This window comes from Dactylosporangium sp. NPDC049140, assembly GCF_040648435.1.
In genome coordinates this window covers 138,352-154,152 of record NZ_JBEZDS010000011.1, presented here as the reverse complement: position 1 = coordinate 154,152, position 15,801 = coordinate 138,352, and the positions used below count along the sequence as shown (strand labels likewise).

Sequence of the window (15,801 nt, the reverse complement as noted above, 5' to 3'; positions counted from 1 at the left end):
TCGGGTTTCCTCAGGCGGACGCCTTCCTCTTGGCCACGTCGTACGCCAGGTGCAAGAAGTCCGACCCGGCAACCGCGGCCGCGATCCCCATCCCGAACCGGGTCAGCCGGGGCGCGAACACCAGCCCCGTCGCCAGCCCTCCGGCAACCCAGACGCCGGCACAGAATGGACAGGTCACCAGTTCACCGACGGCATGCCGGGCCCCGTGCCCGCGCGGGCTCTCGTTGAGCTCGGCCTCCCCCGCCGCCTCCTGGAACTCGGTGAACGGCGCCCGGATAGGGCTCGTTATCGCATCCTTGGTGAGCAGCCGCGAGATCTTGTGCGTAGCCACGGCGAGCAACGCCACGTCGCCGACGGCGGGCCGCTCGGGCAGCTCCCGCCCGGTGAGCCGCGCCACCCCGGCCACGGCCCCGGCGACGGTCGCGAAGACCCCGAGCACCGTCGCGTACCCCTTGAGCGGCCGCTCATCGCCCGCCTTGCGCATATAGCGCCGAGCCGTCCGGGAATCGATGTCCACCATGCCCTGTCCGCTACCCGGTAGGCCGATCGGGAAACACCGCGCGCGCGAGAGCCCTCAGCGCCCGGCGAGATAGCCCTCGACGAGCCGCCGCGGCGCACAGGACAGCCAACCGTCCACAAGGGATTCCTCAAGACGCCGCAGTTGTACCTCGGGCAGGGCAACGAGCACCGCCGCGTACCCGTTGAAGTGCGGAATCGTGAAGAACCCGGGACGCTCCTCGGCGAGCACCGCTTCCTTCTCCCCGAGATCAGCGACCCTGATCGCAACGATCGGCCCCACCGGTGGCCGCTCGTCACCGAAGCGCTTGATGTCGGCCTTGCTGAACGACCGCTCCCAAGCGAACACCTTCCCGCCAACCGCCCACCGCCGGTTGCCGTCGCGCTCTTCCTCGACCACCTCGGGCAGCCGCCCCGCGAGCACCGATACCTCGTCAAGGGTCACCATGCAGTCCAACGTACCGGCCAAGAGGCCTGACCACTGGAGCGCGCGGCCCATTCGGTCGTCCAGGTGTCCCCGACGGAGCCGGTCGCCGGTTTCGTCTTTCGTCTTTCGTCTGGAGAACGGCGGCCCGCTCTGCAAGGCTCGCGGAGTGACCCGTTCCCGGAAGCGACAGCTCGAACTGGACTGGCCGGCCGGCCCGGTGCGCGGCCTCGATCACGCCGACGCGCGGTTCGAGGGTGCCGACCTGACGGAATCGGACATCGCCGACTGCACGTTTCGTCACTGCGAGTTCGTCAACGTTCGTTTCAACTGCGCAGTTCTGCACGAAGTTGCACTCCTCGACTGCACGTTCACCGGCTGCAACTTCTTCGACGCGCAACTGAGCGAGTGCCGCCTGGCCGGCAGCGCATTCGACCGGTGCTCCTTCAGCGGCACCGTCGTCACCGGCGGCGACTGGACCGAGGTCAACCTGGCCCGGGCGGACCTGTCGCTGGCCGAGTTCACCGGCGTGCGCCTGCACCGGGCCGACCTGAGCGCCGCCCGCGGCCGGGGCGCGGTCCTAACCACCGTCGACTTCGCGGGCGCGACGGTCGCGCAGGCGGACTTCACCGGCGCCGACCTGCGCGGCAGCGTACTGACCGCGTTCGACCCGCGCGTGGCCGAACTGCGCGATGCCGTCATCACCGCCGAACAGGCCGTCGACATCGCAATCGCCGCAGGCGTCCAGATTCGTCTGTAAAAGAGCCTGCGCAAACGAACAGAACCTGCGCAAACGAACACTGCCGGCGAACGAACAGAGCAGGCGGCAAACGAACAGTGCCAGCGCAACGAACTGAACGAGCGCAAACGAACAGTGCCAGCGCAACGAACTGAACGAGCGCAAACGAACAGTGCCAGCGCAACGAACTGAACGAGCGCAAACGAACAGTACGACCGCAGACGAACAGAGCGAGCGCCACGAACTGAACGAGCACAAACGAACAAGGCCAGCGCGAAGAACAGAGCACGCGCAAACGAACAAGACGAGCACGACGAACAGGGCGTCCGCCAACGAACGGTGCAGCGCGACCCAACAGAGCACGCGCAAACGAACAAGACCTGCGCAGACGAACACTGCAGCGCGACCCAACAGAGCATCTGCAAACGAACAAGGTCGGCGCAACGAACGGTGCCCGCGCGACAGAAACGGCCAGCACGACGCACACGCCGGCCGCCTGCGCTCACCGAGCGCGGTCGCCCAGGCCCGCCTCGGTCAGAATTTTGCGACGGCGGCGACCGGACAGCAGATCGACGTACACGACGCCGTCCAAATGGTCGCATTCATGCTGCAAGCACCGCGCCAGGTAGCCGGAGCCCGTCACCGACACCGACCGCCCCTCCACGTCCACGCCCGTCACGGTGGCGACCGACGCGCGCCGCAGCTCGGTGTGCGGTCCCGGCACCGACAGGCAGCCCTCCGTGTCCTTCGTCGTGGCGCCGCGGCGCGAGAAGGGCTCCAGCACGGGGTTCACGATGTGCCCGGCGTGGCGCTCGCCGTCCGCATCCGGGCAGTCGTACACGAACACGCGCAGCGACACGCCGATCTGATTCGCGGCCAGGCCCACCCCGTCGGCCACCTTCATCGAGGCGCGCATGTCGTCGACGAGCCGAGCCAGGTCCGGGCCGAAGTCGGTCACCTCGACGCAGGGCCGGTGCAGCACCGGCTCGCCGTACAGCGTGATCGACCGCGCCCTGCCCTTCGCCATCGGACCAAGCTACAGCAGCTCAGGACCCGAACGTGCGGCGCAACTCGCGCTTGAGGACCTTGTGGCTCGGGCCCAGCGGGAGGGTCTCGACGAAGCGGATCTGGCGCGGGTACTTGTGCCGGCCCAAACGCTCCTTCGACCACTCCACGAGCTCGTCCTCGGTCAGCGGTACCGCCGGATCCCGGACGACCACCGCGCAGATCTCCTCGCCGTGCACCGGGTGCGCCACCCCGATCACCGCGACCTGCATGATCCCCGGGTGCCGGGCCAGCGCCTCCTCGACCTCCCGCGGGTACACGTTGAAGCCACCCCGGATCACGAGGTCCTTCTTGCGGTCGACGATCGTGATGAAGCCTTCGGCGTCCTTCGTGCCCAGGTCGCCGGAGCGGAACCAGCCGTCCACGATCGCGGCGGCGGTCTCGGCGGGGCGGTCGAGGTACCCGGCGAAGACGTTGTGCCCGCGAATGACGATCTCGCCCAGCTCCCCGGCCGGCAGGAGCTCGATGCGCTCCTCGATCTCGGGCCGGGCGACCTCCACCTCGACGCCCCAGATCGCGTGCCCCACGGTGCCGGCGCGCGTGCCGAAGTGGGGCTGGTTCGTGGTGGCGGTGGGCGAGGTCTCCGACAGGCCGTACCCCTCGAAAATGTTCGTGCCGAAGGCCGCGTTGAACTTCTCCAGCACCGCCAGCGGCAGGGCGGCCCCGCCGGAGATGCACAGGCGCAGCTGCGGCAGGCCGGCCGCGGCGCGGCCCTCGGCGGCGGCCAGCAGCGCGACGTACATGGTCGGCACGCCGTGGAAGACGGTGACGTTCTCGCGGACCATGAGGTCGAGGGCGGCCTCGCCGGTGAACCGGGCCAGCATCACCAGGGTCGCGCCCAGGCGGAAGGTGCCGTTCATGCCGACGGTCTGGCCGAACGTGTGGAACAGCGGCAGGCAGCCGAGCACCACGTCGGACGAGCGGGCGTCGTTGGCGTCGAACACGTTGACGATCGTGTTCATGACCAGGTTGAGGTGGGTGAGCACCGCGCCCTTCGGCTCGCCGGTGGTGCCGCTGGTGTACAGCACGACCGGCGGGTCCTCGGGCGCCCGCGAGACGTAGGTGCGCAGCGGCGGGGCGCCGAGCAGGTCCGCGGGGGCGACGACGCCGACGCCGGCCATCCCGGCCGCGGCCACGCCCATCGCCGCCTGGCTCGGGTGGCAGACGAGCAGGCGGGCGCCGCTGTCCTTGAGGGTGTACGCGGCCTCCTCGGCCGTGAGCAGCAGGTGCACGGGGACGACGACTGCGCCCAGGGCGAGCGCCCCGAAGTACACCCGCGGAAAATCCACGACGTTGGGGATCTGCAGGGCCACCCGGTCGCCGGGGCCCACGCCCTGGTCGCGCAGGGCGGCGGCGCAGGCCAGAGCCTCGAGCCAAAGGGTTTCGTACGTCACCCGCTGCTCCCCGTCCACGACGGCGACCTTGTGCGGGTACTTGCGGGCCGACTCGGCCAGCACGGCGGCGAGGGACAGGGTCGCGCTCATGCGCTCTAAACTAACGCTGGAAGTTTTTCCCCGCCAGCTTCAATTTGCATCGATACTGCACTAACCTCCACCGGCATGGAGCGGTTCCGCACGACCGATGGGATCAGCATCGCGTACCGCCGCTGGGGCGACCCGTCCGCGCGCCCGCCGGTGGTGCTGCACCACGGTTTCATCGTCGACGCGGTCACCAACTTCGAGGCCCCGGGCGTGGTCGCGGCCCTGGTCGGCGCGGGCCGGTACGTGATCGCCCCGGACGCCCGCGGCCACGGCGCGTCGGGCAAGCCGCACGACACCGCCGCGTACGGCGAGGAGCGCATGGCCCGCGACCTCATCCAGCTCCTGGACCACCTCGGCATGCGCGAGATCGACCTGGTCGGCTACTCGATGGGCGCCGTGGTGTCGGCGATCTTCGCGGCGAACCACGACCGCGTGCGCCGCCTCGTACTCTCCGGTGTAGGCGCGGCCGTCGCCGAACTCGGCGGCCTGGACGTCCGCGCGTTGCCGCCGTCGGAGGTGGCGGCGGTACTGCTGACCGAGTCCCGCAGCGCCATCGAGTCCGCGCCGGCGGTGGGCTTCCGCACGCTGGCCGACGCCCTGGGCGCGGACCGGGTGGCCCTCGCGGCCCAGGTCAACGCCGCGAACCGCGCGCCGATCCCGCTGGAGCGCATCACCGCCCCGACCCTGGTCCTGGCCGGCGCCGACGATCCCCTGGCCGTCCGCCCGCAGGACCTGGCCGCCGCGATCCCGGGCGCCCGGTGGCGGGTGGTGAGCGGCGACCACACGACCACGCTGGGCTCCCCCGCGTACCTTCCGGCCCTGCTGGACTTCCTGAACTCCTAGCCGCCCACTCCCGCATGAGATTCCGCATGTCCACGGGCGGCAAGATCGGCGTAACGGCCATCGAGCGGGTCACCGTCACCGATCGCCCCGGGCAACTACCGTAGGCCGAGCCTCGCAGCCGGAGGCCCTGTTCCGGACTGGCCGAGCGCCACGTCTTCGTACAGTGCTGCGACCGCCGCCAACCGGTCCGTGACATCCAACTGCCTCTGCCTCCGCAGCCAACCGGGCAACGGGACGCCGACACGGGCCGTCCGGAGGCCCATCAAGGAACGACGATACGAAAATCCCAACCCATGCCTCAGATGATCTCAAGGTTGGCCATCATCCCCATGTCTTCGTGTTCGGCGTTGTGGCAGTGGAAGAGGAACCGGCCGCGGTACCCGTCGAAGCGGGTGATGATCTCGGCCGACTCGCCGGGGCGCAGGGAGATGGTGTCCTTCAGGCCCGCGTCGTGGGGCAGGGGCGGGCCGCCGCCGCGCGAGAGGACGCGGAAGCCGGTCAGATGCAGATGGACCGGGTGGTGGACGTCGGCGACGAGGCGCCACACCTCGACGTCGCCGAGGCTGGTGGTGACGTCGGCACGGGCGGGATCGAAGGGCAGGCCGCCGATCAGCCATCCGCGCTCGCCGTCCATCCGTCCGGCGCGGAAGGAGAAGTCGCGCACGGTGGCGGCGTCCGGGCGCTGCCAGGCCGGCAGATCGGTGCCGAGCGTCGGCGGGACACGGCTGTCGTCGGTGGTGGCGCGGGCGATGCGGAAGGCCATCACGTCGCGGGTCCGGCCGGTGCCCAGCCGGTTGCGGAGCCTGACGCGGCCGCCGGTCGGGACGCCGGCGAAGTCGATGATCACGTCGAAGCGTTCGGCGGGGGCCAGCGGCAGGAGTCGATGGGTGACCGGCGCCGTGAGCAGGCCCTGGTCGGCGCCGATCTGGACGAGGTCGAGCCGGCGTCCGTCGTCGGTGACCGCCTCGAGTTCGTAGTGGCGGGCGTTGGAGGCGTTGAGGATGCGCAGCCGGTACCGGGCCGCGTCGGCCTCGTGCACGGGCCACGGGGCGCCGTTGACGAGGATCACGTCGCCGAGGACGCCGGCCGCGTACGCCTCAGTCACCCCCGGGCGGTCCCGCAGGGTGGGGTCCACGGACGGGTAGGCGAGACTGCCGTCGGCGGCGAACGCCCGGTCGGCGATCATGAGGGGCAGTTCGCGCGCCCCGGCGGGCAGGCCGAGATCGTCCTCGGCGTCGTCGCGGACGATCTGCATCCCGGCCAGGCCCCGCCAGATCGCGGGCGCGGTGAAGTCCATCCGGTGGTCGTGGTACCACAGCAACGCCGGCCGCTGGTCCAGCGAATAGGTGTAGTCCCGCGTCAGCTCGGTCACCACCGCCCGCGGATCGTGCCCGCCGTGCCCCATGTGCATGGCGCCGCCGGGCCAGCCGTTCGGCAGGACGAGGTCGGTCGGGTACCCGTCCGAGCCGGCCGGGGTATGTCCGCCGTGCAGGTGCACGACGGTCGGCACGGGCAGCTCGTTGCGGTGCGTCACGGTGACGGGCCGGCCGCGGCGCGTCTCGATCGTCGGACCCGGGAACGTGCCGTCGTACGTCCACAGCCGCGTCGGGACGCCGGGGAGGATCTCGGCGATCGTCTCCCGCTGGGTGATCGCGTAGCGGCCGGGGCCGACCGGCCGCAGCACGGCGGGAACCGGCAACGGCACCTGGAACGGCGGCGGCAGCGGTACGGCGCTGTGCAGCTCGGCGCCGGTGGTCGACGGCCGCCGGGCCAGCGCGGCCGAGACCGACAGGCCGGTGGCCGCGACCACCCCGAGCGCCCCGCCGATGCCCAGGATCCGTCGCCGGGACATGCCGCGGCCCTCGTCGCGTTCAGGCATCGCGGGCCTCCCGGCGCCCGAGGGGCCCGCGCCAGACGGCGATGAACTGCACGACGATCGCGGCGACGGTCATCACGCCCAGCGGGATGTGCAGCCACAGCGCACCGTCCCGGCCGGCGAAGTACTGCACCGTCTCGGCCGCCACCAGCCCGATCGTGGCCGGCAGCGGCCAGATCTGACGCAGCCGTACCCAGACCACGATCGCGGCGATCAGCTGCAGGTAGCCGATGGAGGTGACCACGTCGGCGCCGGCCGCGTGCCAGCGCAGGCCGTCGAAGTCACCGGTGAGGTACAGCCCGGCGGACACCGGCTGGCCGACGAGCGCCACCACGTGCGCGCTGACGACCGCCCGCAGCGTCCACCCCGCGGGGCTCGTGCGGGGCACGGCCACGATGAGCATGCGTTTCCTTCCGGTTCAGGCCGCGGCCGGGCGGAAGGCCGCCACGCGGTGGGCGGCCCATTGGGCGTAGGTGAAGGGCGGCCGGCCGGTGACGTCCTCGACCACCGGCAGGACCTCCGCGGTCGTACCGTCCCGGGCGGCCAACCCTTCGAAGAGCTGGTCGACCACGGGCCCCGGCATGCCGCGGAGCAGCATCTGCTCCCGGAACCGGGTCCGGGACACCTCCTCGAAGCGCAGCGGCCGCCCGATCGTCTCGGCGATGATCCGCACGCGCTCGACCTGGGTCAGCGACTGCGGCCCGGTGAGCGTGTACGCCTCGCCGGTGCGCCCGTCGAGCAGGGCGCGGACGGCGACCGCGGCGATGTCCCGCGGATCGACCGGGGCCATCGCGGCATTGCCGTACACCCCGCGGACGACCCCGCCCTCGATGATCTGCGGCGCCCAGGCCAGATCGTTTGTCATGAACGCGCCGGGGCGCACGAACGTCCACGGCAGCCCCGAGGCGGCGACGGCCCGTTCGAGGTTCAGGTGCCGTTCGCCGACGTACCCGGGCGAGGGCGCCGTGACGCTCGCCGACGACAGCAGCACGACGTGCCGCAGGCCGGCCGGCCGGGCCGCTTCGAGGAATGCGTCGACCCCGGTGGAGGCGGGGAACAGCAGCGCCCGCTCGATGCCGGACAGCGCCGCGGGCAGGGTTTCCGGGCGGCTCAGGTCGCCGGGCACGACCTCGACGCCGGCCGGAAAGGTACGGCCGCCGGGGTTGCGGGTCATGACGCGGACGTCCTCGCCCGCATCGAGCAGCCGGCGGACGACGTCGGCGCCGACGTTGCCGGTGCCGCCGGTCACCAGGATCCGGTCAGGGCTCAAGGTCGACCACTCCCTGGCCGCCGGGCATGTCGAGGGGCACCGAGACATGGTCGTGCGCGATCAGCCAGGCGTCGCCGATCTTCCGGAAGCAGTACGTGACCCGGACCCACATGCCGCTGGTCGCCGGTCCGTGCTTCGGTGTGCCGCCGAGCCGCGCGAAGGCGTGCCCGAACGCGATGTCATCGGCGACGGTGAGCGTCAGGTCGCGAACCTCGTACCGGAGGCTCTCGAAGAACGCGAATGCCCTCTCCCAGTTCCTGAGTTTCGCCTGTACCCCCACATGCTGCAGGGGCGGCTCGACATCGAAGGACACGACGTCCGGCGCGTACACCCGCCGCAGTTCCTCGAGATCCTTGGCGGCCAGTCCTTCGATGATCCGGTCGATCTGACGGCGAATCTCTGCTTCAGCCATGCCAACCACGCTATGCCTGTGAAGCTATCCTGTCTAAGATCAGTATCGTCATGGCGTTATATCCGGGGAGGCATGAGTGGAGCTGAACGCACTCCGGCAGTTCCTCGTGGTGGCCCGGCTGGAGCATCTGAGCCGGGCGGCCGACGAGCTGCGCATCGCCCAGCCGTCGCTGAGCCGCACCATCGCCCGCCTTGAGGGCGAGCTGGGCGCGCCGCTGTTCGACCGCAGCGGCCGGCTCCGGCTGAACGACACCGGCATGCTCTTCCGCGATCATGTCGAGCGCGCCCTCGGCGAGCTCGACGCCGGACGGCGCGCCGTCGCCGAGGCCGCCAGCCACGGCGTCGGCACCGTACGCCTCGCGTCCGAGACGTTCCTGACCCTCACCGGACCGCTGGCCGCCTTCAAGCGCGCCCATCCCGCCACCGAGATCGAGCTGCACTGGTCGCCGGCCGAGGACATGAACCGCCGCCTGCGGGCCCAGGACGTCGACCTGTGCGTCGCCTCCCAGCCGATCCACGCCGAGGGCCTGGAGTCGGTGCGGCTGTTCGACGAGGCGGTCGGGGTGGGCGTGCCGCTCGGTCATCCGCTGGCGGGCCGCGCGTCAGTGACCATCGACGAGCTCGCCGACCAACCCTTCGTCACCGCCCGCAAGGGGCACTGGCTGCGCCGGCTGCTCGACCGGCTCTTCGCCGCCCGCGGCCTCACCCCGAAGGTCGTCTGCGAGAGCGACGAACACGGCGCCATCGCGGAACTGATCAGCGCGGGACTCGGCATCGGCCTCGTCCCGGACTTCGCCGGCCGCCTCGCCGCACGGACCGCCGGCGTCTGGATCCCCGTCGACAGCGCCGACTGCCGCCGCACGGTGAGCCTCTACTGGGCCACCGACAGCCACCCGTCGACGGCCGCCCGGCTGATGCGTACCACGATCACCGGCTGGAACTGGCTAGACTTCCGATCCAGCGGTAGTGACGAAGCCAGCGGGGGCGGCGAATGAGTACCGACGAGCGGATCGAACGGGCCCGAGAGGTCTACCGGCAGGCCGTGTACGGCGGCGACACCAGCGCGCTGGCCGACGCCCGGCGTGGCCTGGACGCGCTCGAGGCCGACACTGCGCTGGCGCGCGGGATGATCCTGCACGCGCGGTTCCAGAACGCCGAGGACCCCGTCGAGGACCCGGACGAACTGCCGTTGTTCGAGCGGGCGCTCGCGCTGTACCAGGCCCTGGGCGACCCACGCGGCGAGGGCGAGGCGCTGTTCTGGATCGGGTGCCTGCACCAGTACGTCCGGCGCGACGACGGGACCGCGGTCCCATACCTCGAGCGGTCCCTCGACCTGGCCGCGCGGGCCGGTGACAAGGCGACCTGGTCGGAGGCGCTGCGGCACCTGGGCATCTCGGCGCACCGGGCCGGCCGGCTGGAAGAGGCGCGCGAGCGGCTGGAGGAGTCGTCGCGGCTGCGGCGGGAGGTCGGGGCCCTGCCGGGCGTCGCCTCGAACATGATCGGGCTGGCGTACATCGCCGCCGCCCAGGACCGCCGCGCGGACGCGGTCGCGACCCTCGACGAGGCGCACGCCATCGCCGGCGCGCACGGTGCGCACGCCATCGTGCGGCACATCGAGGAGGCCCGGACGCAGATCTGAGCGTGCGCGAGGATCGGGGTCATGGCGAACGTCTGGTCCGCAGTCACGATCGACTGTCTCGATCCCGCGCGGGTGGCGCGCTTCTGGAGTGCGCTGCTCGGCCGGGAGCCCGGCCCCGCCCAGGACGGCTGGGTGTACCTCGGCGAGCGCGGCGACCCCCAGCCGCGCCTGGTGTTCCAGCCGGTGCCCGAGCCGCCGGCCGGGAAGGTGCGCATCCACCTCGACGTCGCCGTCGACGACATCGAGGACGGCATGCGGCAGGTCGTGGCGCTCGGGGGCCGGGCCACCGGCGAGCGGCACGACTACGACGCGGGCGTGGTCGTCGTGATGGCCGACCCCGAGGGGCACGAGTTCTGCCTGGTGCAGTACTACATCAGCCCTTGACCCCCGATGCTGCCACGCCGCTGACGAAGAAGCGCTGGAAGACGATGAACACCACGGCGACCGGGATGATGGTGAGGATCGAGCCGGCCATCATCACCGGGTAGTCGTAGCTCTGCCCGCCCGCCCCGCCGCGGCCCAGCGTCGACAGGCCGAACGGCAGCGTCCACAGCGACGGGCTCGCCCGCACCACGATGAGCGGCAGCAGGAACTCGTTCCACACGCCCTGGAACGACAGGATGGTCAGGGTCAGCAGCGCCGGCCGGGCCAGCGGCAGCACGATGTGCCAGTAGGCCCCGAAGATCGAGGCGCCGTCGATGCGGGCCGCCTCCTCCAGCTCACGGGGCAGCTCCACGAAGAACTGGCGCATGAGGAAGATGCCCATCGCGTCAACGGCCAAGGGCAAAATCATTCCGGTGTACGAGTTGAGCAGCGTCAGCTCCTTGAGCACCAGGAACCGGGGCACCGTGAGCACGATCGGCGGCACCGCGAGGACCGACACGACGCCGGCGAAGACGATCCCCCGGCCGCGCCACTGCAGCCGGGCGAGCGCGTAGCCGGCGAGGGAGTCCAGGAACACGCGCAGCAGCGTGGCCACGACGGTGATGAACAGCGAGTTGAACGTCCACAGTGGAAAGTCGCTGTGCAGCAGCACGTCGGACCAGGCCCGCAGGTCGGGCGAGGCCGGCCACGGGGTGACCGGGTGGGCCGCGACCTCGGGCCGGGACTTGAACGAGGTGGCCAGGGACAGGATGAACGGGTAGATGAAGATGACGGCGAACAGCGTCAGGAGGGCCCGGCGGATCATCAGCGCTCCCTGCGCAGGACCAGCCGCTGCAGGCCGGTGAAGACGAGGATGATGACGAACACGATGAAGGCGATCGCGGCCGCGCGGCCCATCGCGGAGTTCTGGAAGCCCTCGCGGTAGACGAGGTACGCCGGCGTCAGGGTGCTCTTCTGGGGTCCGCCGGAGGTCATGGCGTACACCTGGTCGAACACCTGCCAGGTGCCGATCAGCCCCAGCGTGATCACGAGGAAGAGGGTGGGCTTGAGCATCGGCAGCGTCACGCGCCAGAACAGCTGCACGCGGCTGGCCCCGTCGACGTGCGCGGCCTCCTCGACCTCGGTCGGGATGTTCTGCAGCCCGGCCAGGAACATGAGCATGAAGGTGCCGGTCGTGGTCCAGGTGGCCAGGATCATCACGGAGCTCAGCGCGACGCTCGGGCCGGAGAGCCAGTCCCACCACGACAGGTCGAGGAACTCGTGGCGCAGCGGGCCGGGCGGCGCGTCGACGCCGACGGCGCGCAGCAGCAGGTGGATGAGCCCGTCGGAGTCGTCGAGCCAGACCAGCCCGACCTTGCCCGGCAGCAGCGCGGACAGCACGGTGTTGACCACGCCGGTCGGGCTGAACAGGAACACGAAGATGAACGCGACCGCGATCGAGCTGGTGACCGACGGGAAGTAGAACGCGGCCCGGAAGAACGTGCGGCCCTTGAGCAGCTTGGTGTTGACGATGACGGCGAGCACCAGGGCCAGGAACGTCTGCGCGGGCACCACGCCGATCACGTAGTACAGGTTGTTGCGCAGGCTCTTGGCGAAGTCCCCGCGCACCACGCCGGAGTGGGCGAGCAGGTCCTGGTAGTTGTCCGTGCCGGCCGGGGTCGAGGCGGACAGCGGGGCGAGGCCCGACCAGTCGCGGAAGCTCACCCACAGCGCGAGCAGGATCGGCGCGACCATGAACACGCCGAGCAGGATGAGCGCGGGCGACACGAACAGCCATCCGGCCAGTCCCTGCCGCCCGCGGATGTCGCTCCCGCGCATCAGCTCAGCACCGAGGAGCCGGCCTTCTGCGTGCCGGTCACCACGTCGTCGACGGTCTTGTTGCCCTTCGCCAGGCCCTGGATGCCGTCGTTGAACGTGTCGATGACGGTGCTGAAGCCCGGCACGAACACCGACTTCTTCGCGTAGTCGGCGCCGGACACGAATGCCTTGAGCTCCGGCTTGTCCGCCAGCCACTTGCCGGCCAGGGACTTGCGCGACGGCATGACCGGGAACTCCTTGGTGATGGTGAGCTGCTCGTCCGGCGAGGTCAGGAACTTGACCAGGTCGACGGCGGCGGCCTTGCTCTTGGAGGCCTTCGCCACGCCGTAGCAGACGGAGAACGACATGGTGCCCTTGCCGGCCGGGCCCGCGGGGAGCTCGGCGACGGCGTACTTGGTGTTCGGGAAGTCGTTCTTCATCGCGCCGACGATCCAGTTGCCCTCGACCGTCATCGAGGTCAGGCCCTTGCCGAAGGCCTCGCCGCCCCAGCCGGCGCCGACCGCCGCCGGGGTGCCGAACCAGCCGGCCTTGTGGTTGTCGGTGAGGTACTGCAGCGCCTGCCGCATTTGCGAGGTGTCCATCGTCATCTTCGTGATGCCGTCGTCGGTCGGCCACGCGCCGGCCTGGGCGAAGAACGCGCCCCAGCGGTAGAACTCCGGGGCCAGGACCAGGCCCGGGTGGCCCGGCTTGGTGAGCGTCTTCGCGGTCGTGGCGAGCTCGTCCCACGTCGTCGGCGGCTTGAGGCCCGCGGCCTGGAAGTCGGCGGTGTTGTAGACCAGCTGCAGGGTGGAGAAGTCCTTGGGCGCGCAGTAGTACGTGCCCTGGTACGTGAACGACTGCTTCAGCGTGTCGTAGAAGTCGCCGGGGTTGTCGGCCTGGTCGCCGATCGCCTCGAGGGCGCCACTCTTGCCCAGGTCGGGCAGCTTGTTGTCGTTGACGTAGAACACGTCCGGCGGCTGCCCGCCGGCCAGCGCGGTGGTGAGCGCGGTGTCGTACTCGGGCAGCACCTTCAGCTCGACGGTGTTGCGCCCCTGCTTGTTGTAGTCGTCGATGGCCTTGCGCAGCACGGCGTCCTCGGCCGGGGAGGACGAGAACGCGAACATGGTGAGCTTCGCGCCGGTGGCGTCGCCCTGCTTGCCGCTGCCGTCGTCACCGCAGGCGGTGGTGGCCGACAGCAGGCCGGCGAGTATCAGGGCGAGGACTGGTCTGGTCTTCCGCATGGTGGGCGCTCCTCGGGGTGTCAGGGCGTAGAGCTGGACCCCCGCACGATCAGCTCGGGGGGCAGGAGGCGGGTGGCATCGGGGGGTGGGGGGTTGAGCAGGGCGGCGATCATCGCGTGCCCGGCCGCCTCGATCGGCTGCCGGACGCTGGACAGGTCGAGGGCGGCGGCGGTCGGGGTGTCGTCGAAGCCGACGACGGCGAGCCGGGCGCCGCGGCCGCGCACGGTGCGCAGCAGCCCGGCGGCGAGGGTGTCGGTGGCGACGACGACGGCGGTGGGCGGGTCGGGGTCGTCGAGCAGCCGGGCGCCGAGCGCCGCGCCGACGGTGAGCGAGTCCTCGCCGCGCAGGTCGGGCCCGAGTCGCAGGCCGAGCGCGGCGCACGTCGAGCGCCAGCCCTCGGCGCGGCGGTCGCCGACGGCGGAGCCGGGCGGGTACCCGACGAAGGCGATCCGCCGGTGCCCGGCCTCGGCGAGGTGCCGGGTCGCGGCCGCGGTGCCGGCGGTGTTGTCGACGTCGACCCAGGGGTGCCCGTCGTCGTCGCCGGTGCGGCCGAACGCCGCGAACGGCACCCGGTGCGCGCGCAGCGCCGGCGGCCGCGGATCGCCGGAGTGCAGCCCGTAGAGCACGAGGGCGTCGATGGCGCCGGCCTTGTGCAGCGCGACGGCGCCGGCGACCTCGCCCTCGGCGTCGTCGGCGGTGTAGAGCAGCAGGTGGTGGTCCTCGGCGCGGCCGGCGTCGGCGAGGGCGTGCAGGAAGCGGTCGTGGATGCTGCCGAGGGCGTGCGGGTGCACGGGCTCGAGGCGGTAGCCGATCATGCGCGACGACGAGGCGCGCAGCCCTTGGGCGAGGCGGTTGGGCCGGTACCCGAGCCGGTCGATGGCCGCCTCCACCCGCTCGCGGGTCTCCGGCCGGACCCGCTCGGGCGCGTTGAGCACATTGGACACGGTCTGCCGGGACACCCCGGCGGCCCTGGCCACGTCCTCGACGGTGGGCTGCACAATCGCTCCCGAATGTCGTAAGGTGCGTCGTGTTGAACGTTCAAATCGGCAATCGCGAGCAGTTTGAACGTTCAACACCGGATGTCGGGACAGTCTCATCCGCTCGTCGGCTTGTCAAGAGGTACCGATATGCGCCAGCCCTACCTGCACGAGCACGTCACGTGCGTGGCCGCCCCGGCGACGTGGCTCTCCGGCCCGTCCGGCGAGCTCGGCGCCGATCCGGACGGCTTGTACGTGGCGGACCGCCGCGTACTGGCCCGGCTCGCCGTCACCGTGGCCGGGCACGCCCCCGTGCCCATCGGCGTCCGCCGCACCGGCGCGTCCACGGCCGAGTTCACCGCCGTCGTGCGCGAGCTCGGCGACGACGGCCCCGACCCGACGGTGACCCTGACCCGCCGCCGAGCGGCCGACCCGAGCGGCGGCACCGAGACCTTGGTGCTCACCAACGCGTCCCACACCACGCTGCGGGTGGCGGTCGAGGTGCGCGCCGCGACGGACTTCGCGCGCATGGGCGCGGTCAAGGACGGCCGGACAGGTGGCCTGACCACTACGGAGCTGACCTCGTCGACGACGTCGGCCGACGGGATGACGGCGACGGTCGTGACCGACCCGGCGCCGACGGGCCCCGGGCTGCGCTGGGAGGTAACGCTTGCACCGCACCAGTCATGGACCGCGAGCCTGACCTTCACGCGCGGCCTCGCCACGGAGCGCCCGGACGGCCTCGCCACGGAGCGCCCGGACGGCCTCGCCACGGAGCGGCCGGACGGCCTCGCCACGGACCGGCCAGGTGGCCAAGCCACCACTCAGCGCCCGGACGGCCTCGTCACACCGCGTCCCGAAAGCCCCGCCACCGAGGGTCCAGGCGGCCAAGCCACCACTGGGCGTCAGCACGGCCTTACGAGCGCGCTGCACGACAGCGACCCCGAGGTCACTCCGCGTCCCGGGGGCCCTGCCCCCGAGGGACCAAGTGGCCAAGCCACTCAGCCTCCCGACCGCCTCGCCACCAACCAGCCCGACAGCCTCGCCGCGGACCAGCCCGACAGCCTCGCCGCGGACCGGCCCGACAGCCTCGACGCGGACCGACCGGGCGGCCTCGCCACCAGCCGGCCAGGTGGCC

18 protein-coding genes are annotated in these 15,801 nt (G+C 71.5%); 6 read left to right on the top strand and 12 right to left on the bottom strand.

Annotation, left to right across the window (positions count from 1 at the left end; translation table 11 throughout):
* Positions 1 to 10: 10 nt before the first annotated feature.
* Both AB0B76_RS20380 and AB0B76_RS20375 read right to left on the bottom strand, forming a co-directional pair.
* The gene (locus AB0B76_RS20380) at positions 11 to 520 is read right to left on the bottom strand and encodes a DUF1360 domain-containing protein (protein ID WP_360377171.1); all 510 of its coding nucleotides are present in this window, start codon (positions 518 to 520) and stop codon (positions 11 to 13) included.
* A gap of 54 nt (positions 521 to 574) precedes the next feature.
* On the bottom strand, positions 575 to 964 hold the full coding sequence (locus AB0B76_RS20375; protein ID WP_360377168.1) for an MmcQ/YjbR family DNA-binding protein: 390 nt from the start codon (positions 962 to 964) through the stop codon (positions 575 to 577).
* Here AB0B76_RS20375 and AB0B76_RS20370 point away from each other — a divergent pair.
* A complete protein-coding gene (locus AB0B76_RS20370) occupies positions 963 to 1,700 on the top strand; it encodes a pentapeptide repeat-containing protein (protein ID WP_360377165.1) in 738 nt (245 codons plus the stop codon). The genes AB0B76_RS20375 and AB0B76_RS20370 overlap by 2 nt on opposite strands.
* Before the next feature lie 481 nt (positions 1,701 to 2,181).
* Here AB0B76_RS20370 and def read toward each other — a convergent pair whose 3' ends face one another.
* Positions 2,182 to 2,706, bottom strand: a complete 525-nt coding sequence (def, locus tag AB0B76_RS20365; RefSeq protein WP_360377162.1) for a peptide deformylase — start codon at positions 2,704 to 2,706, stop codon at positions 2,182 to 2,184.
* Positions 2,707 to 2,725: 19 nt separating this feature from the next.
* A complete protein-coding gene (locus AB0B76_RS20360; protein WP_360377159.1) occupies positions 2,726 to 4,228 on the bottom strand; it encodes a long-chain fatty acid--CoA ligase in 1,503 nt (500 codons plus the stop codon).
* Positions 4,229 to 4,303: 75 nt separating this feature from the next.
* Between AB0B76_RS20360 and AB0B76_RS20355 the strand changes: the two genes are divergently transcribed.
* On the top strand, positions 4,304 to 5,068 hold the full coding sequence (locus tag AB0B76_RS20355; protein ID WP_360377156.1) for an alpha/beta hydrolase: 765 nt from the start codon (positions 4,304 to 4,306) through the stop codon (positions 5,066 to 5,068).
* 298 nt (positions 5,069 to 5,366) lie between these two features.
* Here the strand turns inward: AB0B76_RS20355 and AB0B76_RS20350 are convergent, their stop codons facing one another.
* The 4 genes from AB0B76_RS20350 to AB0B76_RS20335 are packed head-to-tail and all read right to left on the bottom strand — an operon-like array spanning position 5,367 to position 8,626.
* Positions 5,367 to 6,947, bottom strand: coding sequence for a multicopper oxidase domain-containing protein (locus AB0B76_RS20350; RefSeq protein ID WP_360377153.1), 1,581 nt, complete (start codon positions 6,945 to 6,947; stop codon positions 5,367 to 5,369).
* On the bottom strand, positions 6,940 to 7,347 hold the full coding sequence (locus AB0B76_RS20345) for a hypothetical protein (protein WP_360377150.1): 408 nt from the start codon (positions 7,345 to 7,347) through the stop codon (positions 6,940 to 6,942). The genes AB0B76_RS20350 and AB0B76_RS20345 overlap by 8 nt, the downstream gene beginning before the upstream one ends.
* Positions 7,348 to 7,362: 15 nt before the next feature.
* Positions 7,363 to 8,214: an NAD(P)H-binding protein gene (locus AB0B76_RS20340; RefSeq protein WP_360377147.1), complete on the bottom strand. Its 852-nt coding sequence runs from the start codon at positions 8,212 to 8,214 to the stop codon at positions 7,363 to 7,365.
* Positions 8,204 to 8,626, bottom strand: a complete 423-nt coding sequence (locus AB0B76_RS20335) for a nuclear transport factor 2 family protein (protein WP_360377144.1) — start codon at positions 8,624 to 8,626, stop codon at positions 8,204 to 8,206. The genes AB0B76_RS20340 and AB0B76_RS20335 overlap by 11 nt, the downstream gene beginning before the upstream one ends.
* 76 nt (positions 8,627 to 8,702) lie before the next feature.
* Between AB0B76_RS20335 and AB0B76_RS20330 the strand changes: the two genes are divergently transcribed.
* The 3 genes from AB0B76_RS20330 to AB0B76_RS20320 are packed head-to-tail and all read left to right on the top strand — an operon-like array spanning position 8,703 to position 10,648.
* Complete coding sequence (locus AB0B76_RS20330) at positions 8,703 to 9,620, top strand: LysR substrate-binding domain-containing protein (RefSeq protein ID WP_360377141.1); 918 nt, start codon at positions 8,703 to 8,705, stop codon at positions 9,618 to 9,620.
* On the top strand, positions 9,617 to 10,264 hold the full coding sequence (locus AB0B76_RS20325; RefSeq protein ID WP_360377138.1) for a tetratricopeptide repeat protein: 648 nt from the start codon (positions 9,617 to 9,619) through the stop codon (positions 10,262 to 10,264). The genes AB0B76_RS20330 and AB0B76_RS20325 overlap by 4 nt, the downstream gene beginning before the upstream one ends.
* Before the next feature lie 21 nt (positions 10,265 to 10,285).
* Entirely contained in the window at positions 10,286 to 10,648 is a 363-nt protein-coding gene (locus AB0B76_RS20320; protein WP_360377135.1) for a VOC family protein, read from the top strand.
* Here the strand turns inward: AB0B76_RS20320 and AB0B76_RS20315 are convergent.
* From AB0B76_RS20315 to AB0B76_RS20300, 4 genes are read right to left on the bottom strand one after another with little or no spacing between them, the layout of a single operon-like run.
* Positions 10,638 to 11,453 (bottom strand): carbohydrate ABC transporter permease, encoded by an 816-nt coding sequence (locus AB0B76_RS20315; protein ID WP_360377132.1) that lies wholly within the window; start codon positions 11,451 to 11,453, stop codon positions 10,638 to 10,640. The genes AB0B76_RS20320 and AB0B76_RS20315 overlap by 11 nt on opposite strands.
* Positions 11,453 to 12,466 (bottom strand): sugar ABC transporter permease, encoded by a 1,014-nt coding sequence (locus AB0B76_RS20310; RefSeq protein ID WP_360377129.1) that lies wholly within the window; start codon positions 12,464 to 12,466, stop codon positions 11,453 to 11,455. Before AB0B76_RS20310 ends, AB0B76_RS20315 begins: the two co-directional genes overlap by 1 nt.
* Positions 12,466 to 13,686: an extracellular solute-binding protein gene (locus tag AB0B76_RS20305; RefSeq protein ID WP_360377126.1), complete on the bottom strand. Its 1,221-nt coding sequence runs from the start codon at positions 13,684 to 13,686 to the stop codon at positions 12,466 to 12,468. The genes AB0B76_RS20310 and AB0B76_RS20305 overlap by 1 nt, the downstream gene beginning before the upstream one ends.
* Positions 13,687 to 13,706: 20 nt before the next feature.
* Positions 13,707 to 14,684, bottom strand: a complete 978-nt coding sequence (locus tag AB0B76_RS20300) for a LacI family DNA-binding transcriptional regulator (protein WP_360377123.1) — start codon at positions 14,682 to 14,684, stop codon at positions 13,707 to 13,709.
* A 129-nt stretch (positions 14,685 to 14,813) separates the two neighbouring features.
* Here AB0B76_RS20300 and AB0B76_RS20295 point away from each other — a divergent pair.
* A partial coding sequence (locus tag AB0B76_RS20295; protein WP_360377120.1) for a glycogen debranching N-terminal domain-containing protein occupies positions 14,814 to 15,801 on the top strand: 988 nt, incomplete at its 3' end.